This window comes from Achromobacter sp. 1L-A-4-B-C2 (genome assembly GCF_057291955.1).
Genome location: NZ_JBXAWP010000006.1, coordinates 501,288 through 522,608, shown reverse-complemented (window position 1 = coordinate 522,608; position 21,321 = coordinate 501,288). Strand labels below are relative to the sequence as shown.

Genomic DNA, 21,321 nt, shown 5'->3' with positions numbered 1-21,321 from the left:
ACAAAAAATGGCTACATCCGATTCCCGCCGTCACTTCCTCATCACTTCCGCGCACCTTGCCGTGGCTTCGGCATTGGGCTTGGGGACTACCGCCGCGTTCGCGCAGGACAAGGCATGGCCCACCAAAGCCATCAAGATCATCGTGCCGTTTCCGGCCGGTTCAATCACGGACACGATGGCCCGCCTGCTGTCGGACTCTTTGTCCAAGACGCTCAAGCAGCCCGTCATCGTGGAAAACAAGGGCGGCGCCAATGGATCGATCGGCGCGGCCGAGGTGGCCCGTTCGGCGCCGGATGGCTACACGCTGCTGGCCACCAACAGCAGCAGCATCACCGTCAACCCCTTGATCTACAAGAACTCCCCGTACAAGACCAAGGATTTCGCGCCCATCGCCCTGGTACTGGACGCGCCGTTCATTCTGAACGTCAACCCCGAATGGGCCAAGAAGCACGCCATCGCGTCGGTCAAGGACCTGGTTGAGTACGCCAAAAAGAATCCGGGCGATCTCACCTATGGATCGGGAGGCCAAGGCAACCTGGCCCATCTGGCGTTTGCGCAACTGAGCAACGACACGCAGTTCAAGGCAACCCATGTCCCTTACAAGTCGGCCTCGCAAGCAAGCATGGCGGTCATGGCGGGCGAGGTGAACACGTCTTTCGATACGCTGGCCAGCGCACCGCAAGTGGCAGCCGGCAAGTTGAAAGCCCTGGCGGTCACGCAGAAGCAACGGATTTCCCAAATGCCGGATATCCCCACGATGGCCGAGGCAGGCTATCCAAACATCGACGTCACTTTCTGGCTGGGCCTGTTCGCCCCGGCAGGCACGCCTGCCCAGATCGTCGACTCCTTGTACGAGCAGTCCAAGCTTGCGATGGAGCAGCCCGCTGCCAAGACTTCACTGAGTGCGCAGGGTAGCGTCGTCATGAGCAATCCGAAGGAATTGTCCACGCGCATCGGGCGTGAGGTCGATCAGCTGTCTCATGTCGTCAAGCGGGAGAATATTGTCATCGATTAAGGCGAGCCCGGCGCGCGGCGACGCCAGCCAGGCGTCTTGCCGCCGGTTTGGCGGGCAAGGATTGGGGCGGTGGGGCTGCACGCTGCTCTGGTTTCGCGGGAAGGCAACACTGTCCCCTACCGACCCGTTGCTGTCATTTAACCCTACACAGCCTGTGTCAACTATGCAGCGATCTCGGTCGGTCAGCATTAGTAGTTCTTCGCAATGGTGCTCTGGGGTCAAGGCGATGTGCCGACCTCGACCGGGATTCAATTCTCACCATCGAGTAATGTCGGCCTGGATGAGGGCAAACTTCTCAAAATATGATTCGGACCTGGCGCCGGCGGTATTTATGCCTGAAGTAAATCATCGCGCGACTTTTGGTGTTTACAATACTTGGCGAGCTGAAATGCGCAGAGAGCAGGGAGGAAGTTTTGATTGGAAAAATGTATCTGCGAGCGAGGCTAGAAATCTGTCTGAGAAGATGTTTGATGCTGCCAGGGTTCCGTCGGTAATCCGCCAGGAGTACTGGAATTCTTATGAGCGAATGAAGGAGGCCTTGTCAAAATGAGTAGTGAAAGACGTGTTCTTAGTCAGCAAGAAATAGAGGGCGCATGGCCGAGCTTCGTCCAAGTTGCGGCACGAGTGTCGATGGACATCGACGACGTTCCCCAAGGTCTCAGAGTACTTGTTCCATACGCTGTCTTCTGGGGGGTAACGGATGACTGGATTCGGGAGGATGTCTTTAGTAAAACTCCTCAGTCGCTAAAGGAAAACCTGAAATGGGTTATCTCCGAGTTTGACGACGAGCTCGATTCCTGGCTTGCAGGTCCGGAAGTTGAAGAATTGGATCCCTCTGATGCGTACCTAGCGTTCTCTGCTATGCGTATGGGAGTGGACTCGATCTGAACTAACTCGGACTTTTCAAACTGAATCAGTCTCGCTTTCGTAGACACCTTCAATTCTCAAGTGGATGCTCTCGAAGCCGCTGCATGGCCGACCGCTTCTGGCCGAAAGCGGCCACTGACCACAGGATCCTCCGGGCCTTCCACACAAGACGGCTTTCTTCTCTTACCGCTCCCAACCTGGAGCGGAGTGCCTCGAGACGTCTGTCGCCCTTGCCTAATGCCCTTTAGCGAAAGCCCCGAATCTGCGGGCTTAGCCTGTCGCGGCAATTTAATCGCGCTTATCGCGAAGTTCGCCTTTCTCCAACCCGCAGGCCGTTCATCTGCACAGAAGAAAAGAAGCTCCCCCGAGCAATAGCAGACGTCGCCCGCCAAAGCCAACAGGCGAACTTCATCAAAAATCGCGAACTTTATTCGCCGCCCCTCATACACCCTCCATCCAAAATTCCCCTTGCGGAAAATCAATGTTCTGTAGGACACTTTGTGTCATTAGGGCAAATAAAGCCCGTCCAAGGGGAATGACATGAAGGTGCTTGGCAAGTTCGCCGCGCTGGCGACGATGTGTGTGACGGCGGGAATGGCCGTCTGGGCGGGTGGGGCGCATGCGGCGTATCCCGATCGGCCGATCCGGCTGGTGGTGCCGTTTGGTGCGGGCGGGATCACGGATATCGTGGCGCGGCAGGTGGGCAAGGGGATGGGTGATGCCTTGGGGCAAAGCGTCGTCATTGAAAACCGGCCCGGGGCCGGCGGGGTGATTGCCGCGCAGTTGGCGGCCGGCGCGCCGGCCGACGGCTACACCGTCTTCATGGGCACCGTGGGCACGCAGATCGTGAATCCGCTGATCTACAGCAAGCTGAGCTACGACGCCGCCAAGTTCGTGCCGGTGGGCATGGTGTCCGGGTCGCCTTTCGTGCTGGCTACGCGCGCCGGGTTGCCGGCTGCGGACTTTGCTGCGTTTGTGGCTTACGCGCGTGCCAATCCCGGGCGGTTGAATTTCGGGTCGGCGGGCAATGCCAGTTCACCGCATCTGGGGCTGGAATTGTTGAAGCTGACGGCCGGCGTGGATATTGTGCATGTGCCGTTCAAGAGCGGCAGCGAAGCAGTCAACGCGGCCATCGGCGAACAGGTGGATGTGGTGATGGACGCCAGCCCGATCATCATGCCGCACGTGGCCTCGGGCAAGTTGCGCGCGTTGGCGGTGGCGGCGGACAAGCGGCTGGCGTCGGCGAGCGCCGTGCCCGCCAGCGCGGAAGTGGGCGATGCGGCCTTGCAGATCAGTTCGTGGAATGCCTTGGTGGCGCCCGCCGGCACGCCGCCCGAGGTGGTGGCCGCCCTGAACGCCGCCTTGCAAAAGACGCTGGCGTCGGCGGAATTGAAGGATCGATTGGCGGCGCAGGGCACGCAGTTGTACACGGGGTCGGCAGAGGAATATCGGCGCTTTATCGCAGCCGAGAATGCCAAGTGGACCGACATCGTCAAGCGGGCCAACATCAAGATGGATTGACCGGCGGGCGGTCGCGACGCGGCCGCCCTTTATGCTATGGACACCCCGGCAAGCGCGCCCATGTGCGCGGCCGGGATTTACGCCGTTGATGAAGGACGGCACGACGGAGACATGATGACCGATACGATGCACCTGGGAAAAGACGAACTGATCGCGCGTGCGCAAGCCGAGATGCAGCGCCAGTTCGATACGCCGCAATGGAGCTTGCGCGAACGGCTGGCGCTGACGTGCCGCATCTTGTTCGATGGCGGCCACGATTCCGGGCTGGCGGGGCAGATCACCGCGCGTACGCCCGAAGCGGGGCGCTATTACACGCAGCGGCTGGGCCTGGGCTTTGATGAAATCACGGCCAGCAATCTGTTGGTGGTGGATGAAGATTTGCGCGTGCAAGAGGGCGGCGGCATGCCCAACCCGGCCAACCGTTTTCATTCGTGGATCTATCGCGCGCGCCCTGATGTGAATTGCATTATCCACACGCACCCCTTGCACGTGGCGTCGCTGTCGATGCTGGAGGTGCCGCTGGAGGTGTCGCACATGGACAACTGCACGCTGTACGACGATGTGGCTTTTCTGAAGGATTGGCCGGGCGTGCCGGTGGGCAATGAAGAAGGCGAGATCATCTCGGCGGCGCTGGGCGACAAGCGGGCGATTCTGTTGTCGCACCACGGTATGTTAATCGCGGCCGGGTCGGTGGAAGAGGCCTGCGTGCTGGCCTTGCAGTTCGAACGCGCGGCGCGCATGCAGTTGCTGGCGATGTCGGCGGGCAAGATCCAGCCTATTCCGCCCGCGTTGGGACGCGAAGCGCATGACTGGATCCTGACGCCCAAGCGGTCGCAGGTGGGGTTTTCGTATTACGCCCGCCGGGCGCTGCGCGCGCATCCGGACGTGTTGTCGTAGCCGGCGGCAGCGGGCGCCCGGATAGGAGACCGGATAGGAAACCGCATAGAAGACTGGATAGGGCACCGGACAGGCGAGCAGGATGCGGCGCGGATCGGGCGGCCAGGCCGGGCAGGGCGGCTCGACGGCGGCGCAGGTTTCGGGCATTCTTACCGGTCCGATTTTCCACCCCCCGCCATGATCGACCTGCCCCCCCGCCTTCGCACCCTGCGCCGCCAGCAAGCGCTTTCCCTGGAACAGCTGGCGCAGCGCACCGGGCTGACCAAAAGCTACCTGTCCAAGCTGGAACGCGGCCTGAGCGAACCGTCGATTTCGACGGTGCTGCGCCTGGCTGAAGCCTATGGCGTGGGCGTATCGCAACTGGTCGGCGAAGACGGCGCCGCGCAAGACGAAGTGGTCAGCGTGGTGCGCGTGGGCGACCGCGAGGCGCTGCAACGCGGCGGGCCGGGCGTGCAATACCACTACGAATCACTGGCGGGGCGTCGCAAGGTCAAGGCGATGGAACCGTTTGTGGTGCATCCGCCGCGCGACTTTCCCGATGCGACGGCGGTGTTTCCGCACCCCGGTGAAGAATTCCTGCTGGTGCTCAAAGGCGCCGTCGAAGTGCAGGTGGGCGAACGCCAGTTCCGCCTGGAAACCGGTGATTCCGTTTACTTTGATTCCGAACTGCCGCACCGCATGCGCACGGTCAGCCGCGCCATGGCCGAGGTGTTGGTGGTGGCGGCGCACTGAACTCAAGACAACTTTGCATAGGTAAGCCATGAAGCACGACTCATCGCGGCTAGTCCGCATCGACGCCGGCCCGATGAAGAACCCGGTGCCCGGCAAGCCCCGCCGCCCGATCTCGGGCGATGCGGCCTTTCAGACCGTCACCGCCTTTGAGGGCAACGCCGGCAAGGCGGAAGCGGGCGTCTGGGAAAGCACCGCCGGGGTGTTCCAGGCGAACACGACGGGCTATATCGAATTTGGCACCATCGTGGAAGGCGCGGCGCGGCTGGTCGATCCGGACGGCACCGTGCACGAACTGACTGCGGGCGTAGCCTTCGTGATGCCCGAGGGGTATACGGGCCGCTGGGAAGTGGATCAGTTCGTCAAGAAAATCTATTTCATCTGCCGCACGGCGTAGCGCCGCGCGGGAGTGCGCCACCGTCACTTCCATTACGGCTGCGGCCGTTGCGGATAGGCTGACGTACCAAACGTGTTGCCCATGCGGTTGCCGATGGTGGCGGGCGTGGGCAGGCCCATCTGGTTGGGCGGGCGTTGCGTGATGGCCTCGGACGCCAGCCCCGGCGACGGCCGGTTAGCCGTGGTGTCCGGCGCCATCTTCTGGTTCAGGCAGTCGTAGGACAAGGCCCGGTAGCCGTTGACCTCGGTCTCGATGCACGCGCCACTTGATCGGGCCGAAGCCGGTGGCAGGGCCGACTGCGCCGGTTTCTGCTCCTCTACGGTCCGCGCCTCCACGGTCTGCGCCATGGCCCCCGCGCCTACAAGCCCCAACGCGCCAACCACGCCCAGCGCGCCGCCGCCCATCACGACGATCTCCAGCCACAGGCCCCTGGCCCCCCGCACCTTGCGCATGCGCGCTCCCTTGAACGGTCCGGCCAGACGTGGCCGACGCAATCCAAAAAGTATAGAGACCGCCCGCACCCCGTAGGTGACCGTTGCGTGGCGGCGGCGCGCGCCGCGCGCGTCAAGTGTCACGAATGCGTCATTCAGCCGCTCTAGCATGGCGGCTTTTCCAGGCGCGGGCGCTGATGGCGTTCTCTGTTGCGGCCATGTCAGGCACTTTTCCCTTGCGGTCACGTTTATGAAGAGCGTCTTCAAGGGCCGTGGCGTTGCCTTGCGCGCGTGTCTGGCCTGGGGCCTGCTGGCGCTGTCGCCGACTGGCCATGCCGCGGCACCCCCCGCCAAGCCCATGCGCTTCGAGATTGCCGCGCAGCCCCTGGCGCAGGCGCTGGTGGAATACAGCCTGGCCAGCGGGTTGACCGTGTTGGTGGACAGCACCTTGACGGCCGGCAGGCAGGCGCCCGCGGTGGTGGGCGCCTACACGCCCAGCGAAGCGTTGCGCCGGCTGCTGGCCGGCTCGCCGCTATCGATTCGCTATGCCAGCGCGCGGTCTTTCACGCTGGTCGCCAAGGACGAGGACACGGCGGCAGGCGCCGGCGCGGCGGGCAAGCGCCTGCGCGACACGCCTTACGCCGCCGTGGTGCAGGCGGCGTTGAAACGCGCCCTGTGCGCGGCGGCGGCCACGCAGCCGGGCAACTACCGCGCGTTGGTGCAATTGTGGTTCGACAAGGCCTGGCGCGTCAGCCGGGTTGGGTGGGTGTCGTCAACGGGGCAAGCCGGCCTGGACGGACGCCTGGAAGCGGCGTTGCGCGGAGCGGTGATTGGTCCGCTGCCGGCAGCGATGCCGCAGCCGTTGACGGTGCTGCTGACGCCGCGCAGTGCGGCGCAATGCGATGCGGACAGGGGAGCCGGCAGTGCGGGATAACAAACCGGACGGCTCGTTGCGGGCGTTGTTTCTGGAACGCTACAACGACTTTCGCAGTCAGCTGCGTCGACGACTGGGTTCGGACGACCTGGCGCACGACGCCATGCAGGAAGCATTTTTGAAGGTGAACGACCTGCCCGCCAGTTCGTCCATCCAGCAACCGGCCGCCTATCTGTTTCGCGTGGCGCTGAACATCGCGGAAGACCAGCGTCGCCGCGACTCCCGCCTGCTGACGGGCGTTGAAATCAGTGAATTGATCCACCTGGCGGACGAGGCCGCGGACCCGGCCCGCATCGCGCAAGGCCGCAACCAGATCGATGCGTTCCAGCGTGCGCTGAAGAAACTGCCCGAACGGACGCAGCAGATGGTGCTGGCCGCGCGTGTGCAAGAGCTGCCGCATGCGGAAATTGCACGGCGCTATGGCGTGTCAGAGCGCATTGTGTCCAAGGAACTGAAGCGCGCGCTGGAACATTGTGCGCAAGAACTCCTTGCGGCCGGGCAGGCGACGGGCAACGGAACGAGCCACCCGGGCGTCCCCCCCCGCGAAGCGTGCCGGGATGACACACCATGGCGTTGACGATGAGCATGCCCCGACGGAACAAGCAGGAAGACGCCGCCACCGTACAGGCGCGCGAGTGGCTATTGGCGCTGACCTCGGGCCGCGCCACCGAAGACGACGCGCAGGCGTTTCGCGATTGGTTGCGTGCAGACAGCCGACACCCCGCCGCGTTCGCCGCCCAGAAGCAGCTGTGGCAGGGCATGGGCCCCGCCATTCAGGGCGTGGTTGCCGACCGCGCGAGCCGCCGTGCGCAGCGGCCGGCATTGAACGGTCGCCGCGCGTTCCTGGGCGGCGCGCTGGCGGCGTCAGCGGCGTATCTGGCGTTCAAGCCCCCGCTGGGCTTGTGGCCCGGCGTGGACACGCTGGGCGCGGACTACCGCACGGCGGCGGGCGAACAGCGCCGCGTGGCGCTGGGCCAGTCGGTGGACGTAGACATGAATACGCTGACGCGTCTTAACGTGGGCAACGACGCAAACGGTGCGGTGATCGAGCTGGCCGAAGGCGAAGCCGAGATACGCGCCGGTGCGACGCCGGCCGTGGTGGTCGCCGGCAAAGGCCGTATCACCGCGCGCGAAGCCACGTTCAACCTGCGCTATATCGACGGGCAGGCGCGGCTGTGCTGCCTGTCCGGCGCGTTGCGGCTGGTGCATGCCGAAGGCGTGTTCGATGTGGCCGCCAACCGCGAACTGCGCTATGACGATGCGCGCGTGATGCCGCCAGTGGCGGTGGACACGGCGGTCGTCACCGCGTGGCGTCAGGGCTGGTTGGTGTTCAACCAGCAGCCGCTGGCGCAGGTGGTGGATGAACTGAACCGCTATCGCCGGGGCCGGCTGGTGCTGATGAACGATCAACTGGGCAAGCGTCTGGTGCAAGCGCGGTTTTCGTTGGCGCAGGTGGCTGACGCCGAACGCCTGATCCGCGAAGCGTATGGCGCGCGTGTGACACATCTGCCCGCCGGCGTGGTGTTGTTGTCATAAGCACGTCGTAAAACGCCTGTCTGGATGAATTATTTGTGACAGCGTTCTGGTCTGCATTTTTCTATCCGTCTGTCTTGTTCTAAGTGAAGAACTCGCGCGATTGGAACAAGGGATGGCGATCATGCAGGCACGGATGTCGGACTCGGGTGGCAAGCGGAACATGGGGCGGGTGCCGGGGCGGCAGCGCCCGAACTGGCGTCCGACGCCACTGTCCCAGGCGGTCACCGCGCTGCTGATCGCAGGCAGCGCCAGCGGCGCGGCGCAGGCGCAGCAGCGCGCCTTCAGCCCCGGCTGGTTCTCGGACAAGAATGCCGTGCAGTCGACGGCGCAGCGCACCGGCCGCATGCCCGACGGCAGTATGGCGGGCATAGGCGCCGGCGCGCGCCAACAGGCGCAATCGCGCCAGCAGTTGCAGCGGTCGCTGGATAACCTGAACCGCTCGGCCGCCGCCGTCGCCGCGCAGCAAGCCGCGCAGGCGGCAGCGCGCGCGGCGGCCGCCGCCGGTGGCGCCGATGTGCCCGACGGCCTGGTCGAGGGCGGCTTGTGGGCCGCCACGGGGGACCTGGCCAAATGGGAAGGCGCGAAAGCCGCGTCGCCCAGCGTGCAGAACGGCCGCCAGGTCGTCACCATCGAACAGACGCAATCGCGCGCCATCCTGAACTGGGACAGCTTTAACGTCGGGCGCAACACGACGCTGCAATTCAAGCAGGGCGCGGACGACGCGGTGCTGAACCGGGTGGTGGGCGCGGCGGCCAAGCCCAGCCAGATCCAGGGCGCGATCAAGGCCGACGGCACCGTGATGGTGGTGAACCAGAACGGCGTGATCTTCACCGGCACCAGCCAGGTCAACGCGCGCAACGTGGTGGCCGCCGCCGGCGCGATCACCGACGCGCAGTTTCGTGACAAGGGGGTGTACGCCGACAACGGCGCGCAGCCGACCTTTACCGACGCGCGCGGCAATATCGACGTGCAGGCCGGTGCGTTGATCGGCACGGCGGCGCCGGCCACGTCCACGGCGGGCGGCGGCTATGTGCTGCTGCTGGGCAAGGAAGTAAACAACGCGGGCACGATCAACACGCCGTCCGGGCAAGCCGCGCTGGCGGCGGGCGACAACTTCGTCATCAAGCGTGGCCAGGGCACGTCCGGCAATCTGCTGTCCACCACCAAGGGCAACGAAGTCACGCCCACCGGCACGCCGGGTCGCGTTGCCAACACGGGCCTGATCCAGGCCGCCGTGGGCGACGTGACGATGACGGGCGGTGACGTCGTGCAAAGCGGCGTGGTGCTGTCCAGCACGTCGGTCGATACGCGCGGCACGGTCCACCTGAACGCGGTGGGCGAGGGCGGCAAGATCACCCTGGCTGAATCCGGCACCACGGCCATCCTGCTGGACCGCAGCGGCGCACTGGCGCTGGACAGCCAGCGCGACGGCCTGCGCGTGCCGGTCACCCCGGCAACCGATGCGACAGTAGTGGCGGCGGGCGCGGACCGGCGCGAGTTGTCGCGCGTGGAAATCAACAGTTCCGGCACGGTGGACTTTGCCACCGGGTCGATCACGCTGGCCACGGGCGGGCAGATCGCCGTGCAGGCCACGCAGCGCGCGCTGGTGCGCGAGGGCGCGATTCTGGACGTGGCGGGCGCCGTGGGCGTGCCCGTGGCGATGGAGAACAACAGCGTCAAGATCAACGTCCAGGGCAACGAGCAGCGCGACGCGCCGATCAACCGCGATAGCGGCAAGCTGAACAACAACGACATCTGGGTAGATGCGCGCGACCTGGTGCTGGTGCCGGCCGGCACCAACGGCTACGCCACCGACCGCTGGTACACGGCGGGCGGCCTGTTGGAGGTGAGCGGGTATCTGGGCACGCAGGGTCATGCGGTCAACGAATGGATGGCGCAGGGCGGCAACGTGGAATTCACGGGCGGCGACGTCGTGACGCGGGCCGGTTCGCAGATCAACGTGTCGGGCGGCACGCTGGACGTGCAGGACGGCAAGATCCGGCAGACCTGGCTGCGCGGGGCGGATGGCCGGCTGTACGAGGTGTCGCGCGCGCCCGGCGACCTGGCCTATACCGGCCTGTACAAGGGCTATGAGGCCACGCACGAGCGCTGGGGCCAGACGCAGTATTTCTACAATCCGCTGATCGCGCCCAAGGAACGTTTCGAAAGCGGCTACACGGTGGGGCGCGACGCGGGCAGGCTGTTGATCGGCACCCGCAGCGCGGTGCTGGAAGGCGAGCTCGTCGGCCAGACCTACCAAGGCGAACGCCAGACCGCCGCCGCGCAAGCGGGGCTGGACGGCTATCAGCAATCGCAACGGGCGGCGGCGCGCGGTGCGCAGTTGGTGGTGGGCACGTACACGCCTTACTACGACAAGCGCACGGGCGCGTTGCAATACGCGCTGGGCCTGTCGGAAAACACGATCCAGCATGTCAGCTTGTCGGACCAGGTGGCCGCGATTGCGGCGGGTCTGGATCTGGACACGGCGTTGCCGGACGACCGCGCGGGCACCGTGCAACTGGACACCGCCCAGCTGAACCGCGCGGGGCTGGGCGCCATCAAGATCGCCGCGCAGGACATCACCGTGCAGTCGGATCTGAAGGTGGGACCGGCCGGCGACATCACCTTGTTCGCGAACCAGGTGTCGGTGGATGCCACGCTGACGGCACGCGCCGGCAGCATCCGGCTGGGCAATGTGTTGAGCCAGATCTCGCCGTCGGGGGTGACCGATACGGTGGCAGGCGTGGCGGGCGCGGCGGGCGAGGGGGATGGGCCCCGCGTCGCGCTCAGCGCGCGCACGCGGCTGGACGCCACGGGCATGTGGACCAACCTGGCCCTGTCGCCCGAACAGACGGCCGCGATGCCGTACCTGAACGGCGGCTCGGTGTCCGTGCGCGGCAGCGGCGATATCCAGCTGGCGGCGGGCAGCGTCATCGACGTCAGCTCTGGCGCGGTGTTGCGGCCCAAGAACAAGGTGACGGGCGGCAAGGGCGGCAACACGACCATAGACGCGGTGGCGGCCGGCGACGGCTCCGTGGGCGAGGTGACCCTGGGCGCGCAATTGCGCGGCTACGGCGTGGAAGGCGGCGGCACGCTGAAACTGGTGGCGGGCAAGATCGTGTTGGGCGATGGCCCGGCAGCGGTGCAGCCCTCCGTGCCGGGTGCCGTGCCGGATGCGTCCGGCACAGCGGCCGGGGGCGCGGCAGCCGTGGCTGTCGGCGCCGACCCCTTGGCGTCCGCCGAGGCCACGCTGACCCTGGCCGCGCCGTTCTTCCAGCAGGGCTATTCGCGTTACGAGATTACCGGCAGCCAGGGCCTGACCGTGGCTGACGATGCGCGCGTGGATGTGCTGATGCCCGTCTATCGCCCCGTGTCGGGCGCGCAAGGCGTGCCCACCGGCACGGACCCGGCAGCGGTGTTGGACACGTGGCTGCCGCCCGTCTATCAACATGATCCCGTGGCGGGCACGGCAACGCGGCGGCGCGGCGCCAGACTGCTGTTGCAAAGCGGTCGCAGCGTGGCGACCGCGGGCGCCGACAAGCTGGTCGAACTGAACATCGGCCGGGGCGCGCGCATCAATGTGGACCCGGGCCAGAGCATCGAACTGCTGGGCGCCGGGCAGATCACGGTCGCGGGCGCGCTGACGGCCGCCGGCGGCAAGATCGATATTCGACAACTGCGCGTGGGCACGCTGGACGTGGCCGAGTCCTTCGACACCGCGGATGGCGAACTGCACAACCGCTCGATCTGGATCGGCGAACAGGCGGTGCTGGACGTGGCCGGGCGCGCGGAAAGTGGCATCGACGCGCAGGGCCGCCGCTATGGCGTGGCGGACTCGGGCGGCGTCATCGTGATCGGCGGCGAGATCAATCACGACCGCGCCACGGCGACGTCGGCCGACGCCTACGTGATTGTGCGCCCCGGCGCGGTGCTGAACGCGTCGGGCGCGGGCACGGTGGTGGACGTGAACGGCGTGGGCGCGGTGCCACTGAACGGCGACGGTGGCCGCATCTCGCTCAGTTCCTACAACGGCCTGCATCTGGACGGCACGTTCATCGCACGGGCGGGCGGCGCCAACGCATCGGGCGGCACGCTGGATATCGCGCTGGAAACCCCGCTGTACCGCATTGCGGGCGACAACGTTTCAAGCATCGACGTGCAAGTGCCGCGCGAGCTGGTGCTGGGCGCGACCGCTCCCGGTCAGGGCCTGCGCGCCGACCTGAAACCGGGCGAGGCCGAAGAGGGCCTGCGTTATGGCCAGACCCGCCTGGACACCACGCGCTTGTTGGCAGGCGGGGGCTTCGATCATCTGGGGCTGCTGTCCAACGGCCTCATGTCCTTTGACGGCGACGTCAACATCCAGACGGCGCAAAGCCTGCGCCTGTACGCCGGCGCGTTCTCGGTGGCGCCGCAAGCCGAGGCACCAGCCGCCGCAACAGCCGCCGCCCAAACGCGCGTGAACCTGGCGTCGTCGTATGTGCGGCTGTCCGGCCTGGGCAAGTATGCGGCCACCAATGGCGTGCTGCGCCCGCGCGTGTTGTTCGCCGATGCGGCAGAGGTGGGCGAAGGCGCCTTCACCGTGCGCGCCGGCAATCTGCTGGAAGTGGGCAACAGCTTGTCCTTCGGCACGCAGGGCTCGATCGTGCGCGGCGTGGGCGGTGCGCTGCCGGTGGCGCGCGCGGGCTTTGATCGCGTGACGCTGGACAGCGCGGGCGACCTGCGCTTTCTGGCCAACAACGACAACGAACCGCGCACGCGACTGTGGACACGTGGCGATCTGGCATTGATTGCCGCGCAGGTCTATCCCGCCACCGGCGCCGAGGCCGAAGTGCTGGCCGGCTACACGCGGCGCGAGGACGGCACGCAGGGGTTCGACCCCGATCGCCGCCTGACCGTGGCGCGTCACGATGCCGCGACGGCTGCGTTGCCGCCCATTCCGTATTCGGCGTTCGGCTCGTTGCGCCTGGCGGCCGCCACCGTAGAGCAGGGCGGCGTCATCCGCGCGCCGCTGGGCGCCATTGTGCTCGGCGACCTGAGCGAACGGATGGGCACGCAACGCCTGAGCCTGCTGCCCGGCAGCGTGACCTCGGTCAGCGGCGCCGGCTTGTTGATGCCTTATGGCGGCACGACGGACGGCGTGTCGTATCAGTTCAAGGGCGCGCCGGTGTCCTTGGTGGGCGTGGGGGGCGCAGCCGGCATCGGCGACCAGGCCGCGCTGCGCACCGGCGTTACCCTGGCATTCCAGGACGTGGATGCGCTGCCGGGCTCGGTGCTGGACCTGTCCGGTGGCGGCGAGTTGACCGGCGCGGGCTTTGTGTCTGGCCGGGGCGGTTCCACCGATGCGCGCTACGCGCCGCTGGTGCGCAACAACCCCGACGGCGGCTTTACGTTGCCCGGCCTGGCCGCCAACCCGGTGTACGCCATCGTGCCCGGGGCGCAGGCGCCCGTGGCCCCGGTGGGCGGCGAGGCCGGCGCGTCCACGCCCGGCGTGGGCCGGCAGATCACGTTGGGCGCGGGCGTGCCCGGCTTGCCGGCCGGCACCTACACCTTGCTGCCGTCCACCTATGCCTTGCTGCCCGGCGCATTCCGCGTCGAGATCAACGGCGCGGCCACGGCGGGCGCGGCGGTGACGCCCATGCGGATGCGCAACCAGTCCTGGGCCGCAAGCGGGTCCTTGTCGACCGCCGGCACACAGGTGGCGAACAGCCTGGCCAGCGCGGTCATCCTGACGCCGGCGAACGTGCTGCGGACCCTGTCGCAATACAACGAGATGAGCTACGCCAGCTTTGTGGCGGCGGACGCCGTGACGCGCGGCGTGCCACGCGCGATGCTGCCCGCCGACGCACGGACCCTGCGCTTGGCGCTGCATCCCGGTTCGTCCGACGGGCAGGCGTTCAGTTTTGAAGGCCAGGCCAATTTCAAGGCTGCGCAAGGTGGCTTCGGTGGCGCCGTGGCGGTGAACGGCGGCAGCACCGCGGTGGAGATCCTGGCCCCGGGCCAGGCGCCCACGGCAGGCTTCGCGGGCACGTCGGTGGGCGCCGATGCGCTGACGGCGCTGGGCGCCAGCCGCCTGGTCGTCGGTGCGATGCCGGTGGTGTCCTACGGGCAGGGCGGGCGCTTTTATACCTTCCAGCAGTCCGCCCGCGAAGTGGTGCTGCGCACCGGCGCGCAGCTGACCGCGCCCGAAGTGCTGCTCTCGGCGAACACCATCGAGCTTGAAGCTGGCGCCGGGATATCGACGCTGGGCCGGGGCGCGCCGTCCGTGGATTCCACCAGCGGCTACGCCTTCCAACCGGGCAGCGCCAGCCTGCTGGCCGTGTCCAATGGCCGCCTTGACGTGCTGGCGCCCGACGCGCTGGCCACCGGCGCCATCCGCATCGGCACATGCGCCACCACGGCGTGCAACGATGTGACGCGCCTGTATTCCGAAGGCACCATCGCCGCCGCCACCAACGGCGCCTTCGACCTGGGCGAGCAGGTGCGCTACGGCACCCGCAACCTGTCCTTGGCCGTTGGCGCCGTCAATGTCGGCACGGCGCAAACGCTGGCGCAGGCGGCGGCGCAGGGCATCCTGCCCAGCGGCCTGACGCTGAACCAGGACATCCTGGCCCGCTTGCTGCGCGGCGACACCAGCATGGGCGCGCCCGCGCTGGAAGTGTTGACGCTGACCGCGCGCGACGCGATGAACTTCTACGGCACCGTCGCGCTGGACACGCGCGACCCGGTCACCGGCAAATACAGCCTGGCGACCTTGGCGCTGGGCACCCCGGCCATCTACGGGTTTGGCGACGCGGGCGACGAGGCGGGCATCCGCACCCAGAACCTGATCTGGAACGGCGCAACCCAAGCGCCCGGCGCAGTGGTGGCCGGCGGCGCGGGCGCGGGCAAGGGCGTGCTGCGCATCGACGCCGAGCGCATTGAATTCGGCTATGGCCAGGGCGCGCAGCCCAGCGGCCAGGAAGACAATGCGCGTCTGGCGCTGGGCTTTGCCAGCGTCAACCTGAACGCCAGCGACCGGATCACGGCAAACCATCGCGGCAGCTTGTCCGTGTATGAATCGCAGGGCGCATTCGACAGCAGCACCGGCCGCTACGCGTACCGCGGCGGCAACCTGAACCTGAACACGCCGCTGTTGACCGGGGGCGCGGGTTCGGTGAACCAGATGCTGGCGGGCGGCGACGTGCGCCTGTCCGGCGCCGGCGCCGGGCCGGTGGCGGCCGTGCAGGACCTGGGCGCGCAAGTCGGCCTGTCCGGCGCCACGGTGCAAGTCGACGGCCGTATCGTGCTGCCCAGCGGCAAGCTCACGTTGCAAGGCCGCGACGGCGTGTTGCTGACCGGGGCGTCGCAAATCGACGTGTCCGGCCGGGCCATCGCGTTCAACGACGTGCTGCGCTACAGCTGGGGCGGCGACGTGATCCTGGAAAGCGCGCAGGGTGGCATCCGGCAAGCGGGCGGTGCGCTGATCGACCTGTCGGCGCAACAGAACAACGCGGGCACGCTGCGGGCCGATGCGCTGGCGGCGTCGGCCGGTGTGGTCGACCTGCAAGGTCGCATCCTGGGCGCCAGCTCGGGCCATTACGATGCCGGCGGTACCGCCGTGCCGTATCGCGCGGGCAGCATCGACGTGCGCGCCCAGCATCTGGGCACGGCGGCCACGCTTAGCACGGATTTCGATGCGCTTAACCAGCGCCTGAACGAGGGCGGCGTCTTCGGCGCGCGCAGCTTCCAGCTCAAGCAAGGCAGCCTGACGCTGGGCAACACGCTGCGCGCCAATGACATCAACCTGTCGATCGACAGCGGCAGCCTGACGGTGGCCGGCGTGGTCGATGCCAGCGGCGAACGCGTGGGCCGCATCCGCCTGGCCGCGCGCGACGGGCTGACCCTGGCGTCCAACGCCGTGCTGGACACGCACGGCACCGTGTTGCGCGTGGACAGCTACGGCAAGATCATCGACGCGCCCAACCGCGCGGTGGTCGAACTGAACGCCGGGCGCGGCGTGTTGACGCTGGCCGGCGGCGCGCGCATCGACCTGCGCCACGGCACCGCCGCCACGGCAGGTACCGGCGCGGGTCAGCACGATGGGGCATCGCGGGGCACGCTCGACTTGCTGGCGCCGCGTATCGACGCGGCGGGCAACGCGGGCGTCAATGGCGGCGCGGCGGCCACGGCCGGCGACATCGCTATCGACGCACGTGGGCCGCTGGCCATCGACGGCGCCAAATCCATTTCGCTGGTGGCCATGCAGCGTTATGACGACGCGCGCGTCGGCGACCCGGCCGACCGCGCCAACGGACGCAGCCATCAGATCATCGACCAGGCCTATCTGGACACGTTGCATGGCGACAGCGCAACGTTCATCGGCAACGCACTGGCAAACGGCAATCTGCTGAACGCCAAGCTTGCAGGCTTGAACAACGCCACCTACCGCGACGTGTTCCACCTGCGGCCGGGCGTGGAAATCGTCAGCAAGACGGGCGATGGCGACCTGGTCGTGCAAGGCGACCTGGACCTGTCGGGCTATCGCTATGCCAGCCTGAACCCGCGTTCGGCCATGACGTCGGTGTACGGCTCGGGCGAGGCGGGCGCGCTGACCTTGCGCGCCAAGGGCAATCTGGACGTCTTCGGCAGCATCAACGACGGCTTCGCGCCGCCGGCAGCCACGCCCGACGACGAGCACGGCTGGATTCTGACGCCGGGCGCGCAGCCCTTCGGCGGCGACGTGGTGCTGCCGCGCGGCGGCGTTGTGCTTGCCAACGGCACCGAATTTCCCGGTGGAAAAACGCTGAACTACGCGCTGCCCTTGCAGCCGACGACGCTGGCCGCCGGCACGCGCCTGCCCGTTGAAGCGGCGCTGAACCAGCCGCTGTCCATCGCGGCGGGCACGGTGATGTCCGGCGATGTGCGCGATGCGGCCGGGCAGTTGCTGTACGCGGCGGGCAGCATCCTGAAGCAGGCGGTGGACCTGCCGGTGGGCACGCGCCTGGGCGCGGGCACGCTGTTGACGGCGGGTACGGCCCTGCAGGCGTTCACGTGGCCGGCCAATGTGGCGCTGCCCAACCTGTACACCACGCAAGGCTACGAGCCCAACGTGTTGTTGATGGCGGGCACGATCACGCTCAAACAAGGCGCGGTGATTCCGTCGCAGGCCAAGCTGGTGTTTCCGGATGGCGTGGACTATGTCGAATTGCGCCCCGGCACGACGGCCGACCAGCGGCGCAACTGGGCGCTGGCGCAGATGTTGCCCGCCGGGAGCCAGTCGTGGTCGTTGCGCCTGGTGGCCGGCGCGGACCTGGATGCGGCGGACCCGCTGCGCGTGCAACCCGGCCCTGGCGCCGGCAAGCTGAACCTGGCCGACAGCCACTACAACGTCACGCTGGCGATGGGCGCCGGCCTGGTGTGGGGCCCCGAGGCGGGCCCCTCCGGCTTCGAGCCCTATGCGCCGGTGCCGGAAGACCTGCTGTGGTTGTGCGACGCGATCGAAGGGCTGTGCCTGCCGCCGCCCCGCTGGGCCTGGGCGCCGGACAACACGTACGGTCAGCCCGCCGGGTCGCCGGTGTCGGACGAAGACCTGGAAAAGTGTGCGCGCTCGCCAGAGCAGTGCTATGAGAACAAGTCGTCGACGACGGTAACCGCGCACACGCAGAACTTCAGCGTGCTGCGCACCGGCACGGGCGACCTGGACCTGGCGGCCGGCGGTGACATCAGCCTGATGTCGGCTTACGGGGTCTACACGGCGGGCACGCAGTCCGCCGACGTGGCGCCCGCCTACCAGCTGCCGCGCGGCCGCTACGAAGCCACGGTGCTGGGCGATGCGCATTCCAGCACCTACGAACCCTTCGTATCGGAGGGCGGCACTTATCAAGCCTGGTATCCGGAACAAGGCGGCAACCTGGGCCTGTACACCGGCGGCGCCCTGCGCGGCGACGTGTGGGGCAAGACCACCGGTGGCCCCTTCGACGCGCGCGTGCTGGCGCCCAGCGTGGGCGTGGGCAACTGGTTGTGGCGGCAAGGCTCGGGCAGCGCCAACGGCGGCGATACGCCCACCGCGTGGTGGATCAACTTCGGCAGCTACGTCAAGGCGCCTTCCGACTTCAAGGACAACACGCCGCTGCTGGTGGGCTTCACGGGCTTTGGCGCGCTGGGCGGCGGCAACGTCAACCTGCGCGTGGACGGCGACGCCGGCAATATCGAATCGCGCGGGTCCGTCACCAACCCGCGCGGCCAGGGCTTGATCGTGGCGGTGGGCAGCACCGGGCGTGTCGCGGCCGATGGCGCCATCACGCTGACGGGCGGCGGCGACATCGACATCCGTGTGGGCGGCGGGCTTAACCCCACGCAGAGCGCACGCGGACGGGTCTCGTCCACCGTGGGCCCCACGCCCTACTACGGCGAACCCGCGCTGGACCTGCAAGGCGCGCTGATCAACCTGCGCGGCCACGCCGGGCTATCCAGCGGCGCGGTGGGCGGCCTGGATTTGCGGTACGGCAACGAAGTCAACCAGCAGGACGCCAAGGACAGCCGCGGCTACGACCCGTATGTCTCCACCCTGGCCAGCGCCACGGGCGGGCTGGTGCTGATTCCCGGCGACTCGGTCATGCGCATCGATACGCGCGGCGACCTGGTGGTGGGCGGCGCCGGCGACCCCGGCCGCGTGGCGGTGCCCAACACCACGCCGTATTACCTGCTTGATGGCACCCTGCGCACCGGCGGCGGCACCAGCTGGTTCTCGATGTGGACCGAGAACACCGCCATCGAACTGTCCAGCGCGGGCGGCAACCTGACGCCCAGCCGGCAGACCTCGCACAGCGCGCAGGGGCTGTCGGTGCAGACCGGGCGCAATACGTCGCCGTCGGACGGACGCTATCTGTATCCGTCGATTCTTCGCGCCACCGCCTACGACGGCAGCGTGTATGCGGGCGTGTCGGCCGGCTACCTGAACAACGAGGCCTCGGGGCTGCCGTATTCGTTGACCCTGGCGCCGGGCGCGCGTGGCCAGCTGGAAGTGCTGGCCGGCAATTCCATCTACGCGGGCGGCTACGCCATCAACCGTTCGGGCGCCGACCCCGCCAGCGTGGCCAACGTGTTCGCGCCGGCCTTTGCGGGCTACCTGTCCGAAGCCAACTCCAATGTGGCCCTGGGCAACAAGGGCGTGGACGGCATCGATGGCGCCCGCGACACCCATTTCCCCTTGTTCTATTTCAATGCGCCGACGGCCGGCGCGGCGGGTTCCAATGCGGTGACGCGCTTTTACGCCCGCGATGGCGACATCGTGGGGCTGCGCACCGGCGAAGCACTCTCGGTCTCGCAGGGGCCGAATACCGGGCAGACGTGGTACGAGGCGTCGGGCCCGGTGTGGATGATGGCGGGCCGCGACATCGTGGCCTCGGGTACCGACACCGGCGTCAAGACCGATGTGCCCACGACCAACGGCATGAACTTTGGCGCCAGCTCGACGTCGGTGACCTCGGCCGGCAACCTGTTCCTGCACCGCGACGCGCTGGACGTATCGCGCGTGTCCGCCGGGCGCGACATCCTGTACAGCTCGTTCCAGGTGGCCGGCCCCGGCGTGCTGGAGGTATCGGCGGGGCGTCACGTGTTGATGGCGGATCGCGCGTCCATTACCAGCCTGGGGCCGGTGCTGTCGGGCGACCACCGGCTGGGCGCGTCCATCGCCGTGCAGGCGGGCGTGGGCGCCAAGGGGCCGGATTACGCGGGCTTTATCGACCGCTATCTGGACCCGGCCAAGGCCGCCGACCCCGGCCGCCCCTTGGTCGACCAGGGCCTGGCCTTCAAGACCTACGAGGCCGAACTGCTGCTGTGGTTGACGCAGCGTTATGGCTTTGCCGGCAGCACGGACGATGCGCGCGCGGTGTTCGCGGCGCTGCCCGCCGAGCAGCAACGCATCTTCGCGCGGCAGGTGTATTTTGCCGAGCTGCGTGCCGGGGGCCGCGAATACAACGACAAGAGCAGCCCGCGCAACGGCAGCTATCTGCGCGGTCGCCAGGCCATCGCCGCGTTGTTTTCCGACGCGACGCCCGGCGCGTATGACGGCGACATCACCTTGTACGGCGCGGCGGGCATCCGCAGCAGCTTCGGCGGCGACATCCAGTTGATGACGCCGGGCGGGCAGCAGGTGTTCGGCGTGGAAGGCGTGGCGCCGCCCGCCACGGCCGGCATCATCACGCAGGGCGAAGGCAACATCCAGCTGTATGCGCAAGGCAGCATCCTGCTGGGGCAAAGCCGCGTCATGACGACCTTTGGCGGCGGCATCACGGCGTGGTCGGCCGAAGGCGACATCAACGCGGGTCGCGGGTCCAAGACCACGGTGCTGTATTCGCCGCCCAAGCGGGAATATGACGCCGTGGGCAACGTGACCTTGTCGCCCAATGCGCCCAGCACCGGCGCGGGCATCGCCACGCTGGCGCCGCTGCCGGAAGTGCCGGCGGGCGACGTGGACCTGTACGCGCCGCTGGGCACGATCGACGCGGGCGAGGCCGGCATCCGCGTGTCGGGCAACGTCAACATCGCGGCCTTGCAGGTGGTGAACGCCGCCAACATCCAGGCCCAGGGCGACAGCGCGGGCGTGCCGGTGTCGGCGGCCGTCAACACCGGCGCGTTGTCATCGGCCAGCGCGGCGGCGACTTCGGCCGTCAATGCGGCCGAGGCCTCGGCGCAGCGTGCGCAAAACGAAGCGCGCCAGAATCAGCCGTCGGTCATCAATGTGCAGATCCTGGGCTATGGCGACGAGCCGGTGGCGGGCGCCGCCCCGACCGCGCCGCCGGCCGGGGCGGCATCGGCGGCGCCCAAGTACGACGCCGCCAGCGCCGTGCAGGTGCTGGGCGCGGGTGCGCTGAACGCCAGCGAAACCGGCGGCTTGAGCGCCGAGGAGAAAAGCCGCCTGACGATGTAAGGGAAGTGCCTCCTGCATGCCCCAACCATGCCTGGTATGCGCGGCCGGTTTGCACCGGCCGCGTTTTTTTTTCGCCACGCCGCT

At 67.7% G+C, this 21,321-nt stretch carries 12 protein-coding genes; 11 read left to right on the top strand and 1 reads right to left on the bottom strand.

Annotated features, from left to right (window positions below):
* Nucleotides 1-7 precede the first annotated feature (7 nt).
* The 7 genes from AC0Z35_RS27475 to AC0Z35_RS27445 all read left to right on the top strand — a co-directional run bounded on the left by AC0Z35_RS27475 (nt 8) and on the right by AC0Z35_RS27445 (nt 5,426).
* Complete coding sequence (locus tag AC0Z35_RS27475; protein WP_485133099.1) at nt 8-1,015, top strand: Bug family tripartite tricarboxylate transporter substrate binding protein; 1,008 nt, start codon at nt 8-10, stop codon at nt 1,013-1,015.
* Nucleotides 981-1,565, top strand: a complete 585-nt coding sequence (locus AC0Z35_RS27470; protein WP_485133323.1) for a hypothetical protein — start codon at nt 981-983, stop codon at nt 1,563-1,565. The genes AC0Z35_RS27475 and AC0Z35_RS27470 overlap by 35 nt, the downstream gene beginning before the upstream one ends.
* An 80-nt stretch (nt 1,566-1,645) precedes the next feature.
* Complete coding sequence (locus AC0Z35_RS27465; RefSeq protein ID WP_454668876.1) at nt 1,646-1,903, top strand: hypothetical protein; 258 nt, start codon at nt 1,646-1,648, stop codon at nt 1,901-1,903.
* A 519-nt stretch (nt 1,904-2,422) separates the two neighbouring features.
* Nucleotides 2,423-3,403 (top strand): Bug family tripartite tricarboxylate transporter substrate binding protein, encoded by a 981-nt coding sequence (locus AC0Z35_RS27460; protein ID WP_485133101.1) that lies wholly within the window; start codon nt 2,423-2,425, stop codon nt 3,401-3,403.
* Between the two features lie 114 nt (nt 3,404-3,517).
* Nucleotides 3,518-4,300 (top strand): aldolase, encoded by a 783-nt coding sequence (locus AC0Z35_RS27455; RefSeq protein WP_314361743.1) that lies wholly within the window; start codon nt 3,518-3,520, stop codon nt 4,298-4,300.
* Nucleotides 4,301-4,477: 177 nt separating this feature from the next.
* Nucleotides 4,478-5,032, top strand: a complete 555-nt coding sequence (locus AC0Z35_RS27450; protein WP_046804838.1) for a helix-turn-helix domain-containing protein — start codon at nt 4,478-4,480, stop codon at nt 5,030-5,032.
* 28 nt (nt 5,033-5,060) lie between these two features.
* Entirely contained in the window at nt 5,061-5,426 is a 366-nt protein-coding gene (locus tag AC0Z35_RS27445) for a cupin domain-containing protein (RefSeq protein WP_485133102.1), read from the top strand.
* A 32-nt stretch (nt 5,427-5,458) separates the two neighbouring features.
* Here AC0Z35_RS27445 and AC0Z35_RS27440 read toward each other — a convergent pair whose 3' ends face one another.
* On the bottom strand, nt 5,459-5,878 hold the full coding sequence (locus tag AC0Z35_RS27440; protein WP_485133103.1) for a hypothetical protein: 420 nt from the start codon (nt 5,876-5,878) through the stop codon (nt 5,459-5,461).
* A gap of 229 nt (nt 5,879-6,107) precedes the next feature.
* Between AC0Z35_RS27440 and AC0Z35_RS27435 the strand changes: the two genes are divergently transcribed.
* From AC0Z35_RS27435 to AC0Z35_RS27420, 4 genes are all read left to right on the top strand, one after another.
* A complete protein-coding gene (locus AC0Z35_RS27435) occupies nt 6,108-6,791 on the top strand; it encodes a secretin and TonB N-terminal domain-containing protein (protein ID WP_485133104.1) in 684 nt (227 codons plus the stop codon).
* Complete coding sequence (locus AC0Z35_RS27430; RefSeq protein WP_485133105.1) at nt 6,781-7,368, top strand: RNA polymerase sigma factor; 588 nt, start codon at nt 6,781-6,783, stop codon at nt 7,366-7,368. Before AC0Z35_RS27435 ends, AC0Z35_RS27430 begins: the two co-directional genes overlap by 11 nt.
* Before the next feature lie 2 nt (nt 7,369-7,370).
* Nucleotides 7,371-8,327, top strand: a complete 957-nt coding sequence (locus AC0Z35_RS27425) for a FecR family protein (RefSeq protein ID WP_485133106.1) — start codon at nt 7,371-7,373, stop codon at nt 8,325-8,327.
* Between the two features lie 112 nt (nt 8,328-8,439).
* Nucleotides 8,440-21,237 (top strand): filamentous haemagglutinin family protein, encoded by a 12,798-nt coding sequence (locus AC0Z35_RS27420; RefSeq protein WP_485133107.1) that lies wholly within the window; start codon nt 8,440-8,442, stop codon nt 21,235-21,237.
* The last annotated feature ends 84 nt before the right edge of the window (nt 21,238-21,321 follow it).

Excerpts from the sequence above, each read along its gene's own strand:
- AC0Z35_RS27460 (WP_485133101.1), top strand. The coding sequence starts at position 2,423 with ATGAAGGTGCTTGGCAAGTTCGCCGCGCTGGCGACGATGTGTGTGACG.
- AC0Z35_RS27470 (WP_485133323.1), top strand. The coding sequence starts at position 981 with ATGTCGTCAAGCGGGAGAATATTGTCATCGATTAAGGCGAGCCCGGCG.
- AC0Z35_RS27445 (WP_485133102.1), top strand. The coding sequence starts at position 5,061 with ATGAAGCACGACTCATCGCGGCTAGTCCGCATCGACGCCGGCCCGATG.
- AC0Z35_RS27440 (WP_485133103.1), bottom strand. The coding sequence starts at position 5,878 with ATGCGCAAGGTGCGGGGGGCCAGGGGCCTGTGGCTGGAGATCGTCGTG.
- AC0Z35_RS27425 (WP_485133106.1), top strand. The coding sequence starts at position 7,371 with ATGAGCATGCCCCGACGGAACAAGCAGGAAGACGCCGCCACCGTACAG.
- AC0Z35_RS27455 (WP_314361743.1), top strand. The coding sequence starts at position 3,518 with ATGACCGATACGATGCACCTGGGAAAAGACGAACTGATCGCGCGTGCG.
- AC0Z35_RS27420 (WP_485133107.1), top strand. The coding sequence starts at position 8,440 with ATGGCGATCATGCAGGCACGGATGTCGGACTCGGGTGGCAAGCGGAAC.
- AC0Z35_RS27475 (WP_485133099.1), top strand. The coding sequence starts at position 8 with ATGGCTACATCCGATTCCCGCCGTCACTTCCTCATCACTTCCGCGCAC.
- AC0Z35_RS27450 (WP_046804838.1), top strand. The coding sequence starts at position 4,478 with ATGATCGACCTGCCCCCCCGCCTTCGCACCCTGCGCCGCCAGCAAGCG.
- AC0Z35_RS27435 (WP_485133104.1), top strand. The coding sequence starts at position 6,108 with ATGAAGAGCGTCTTCAAGGGCCGTGGCGTTGCCTTGCGCGCGTGTCTG.
- AC0Z35_RS27465 (WP_454668876.1), top strand. The coding sequence starts at position 1,646 with ATGGACATCGACGACGTTCCCCAAGGTCTCAGAGTACTTGTTCCATAC.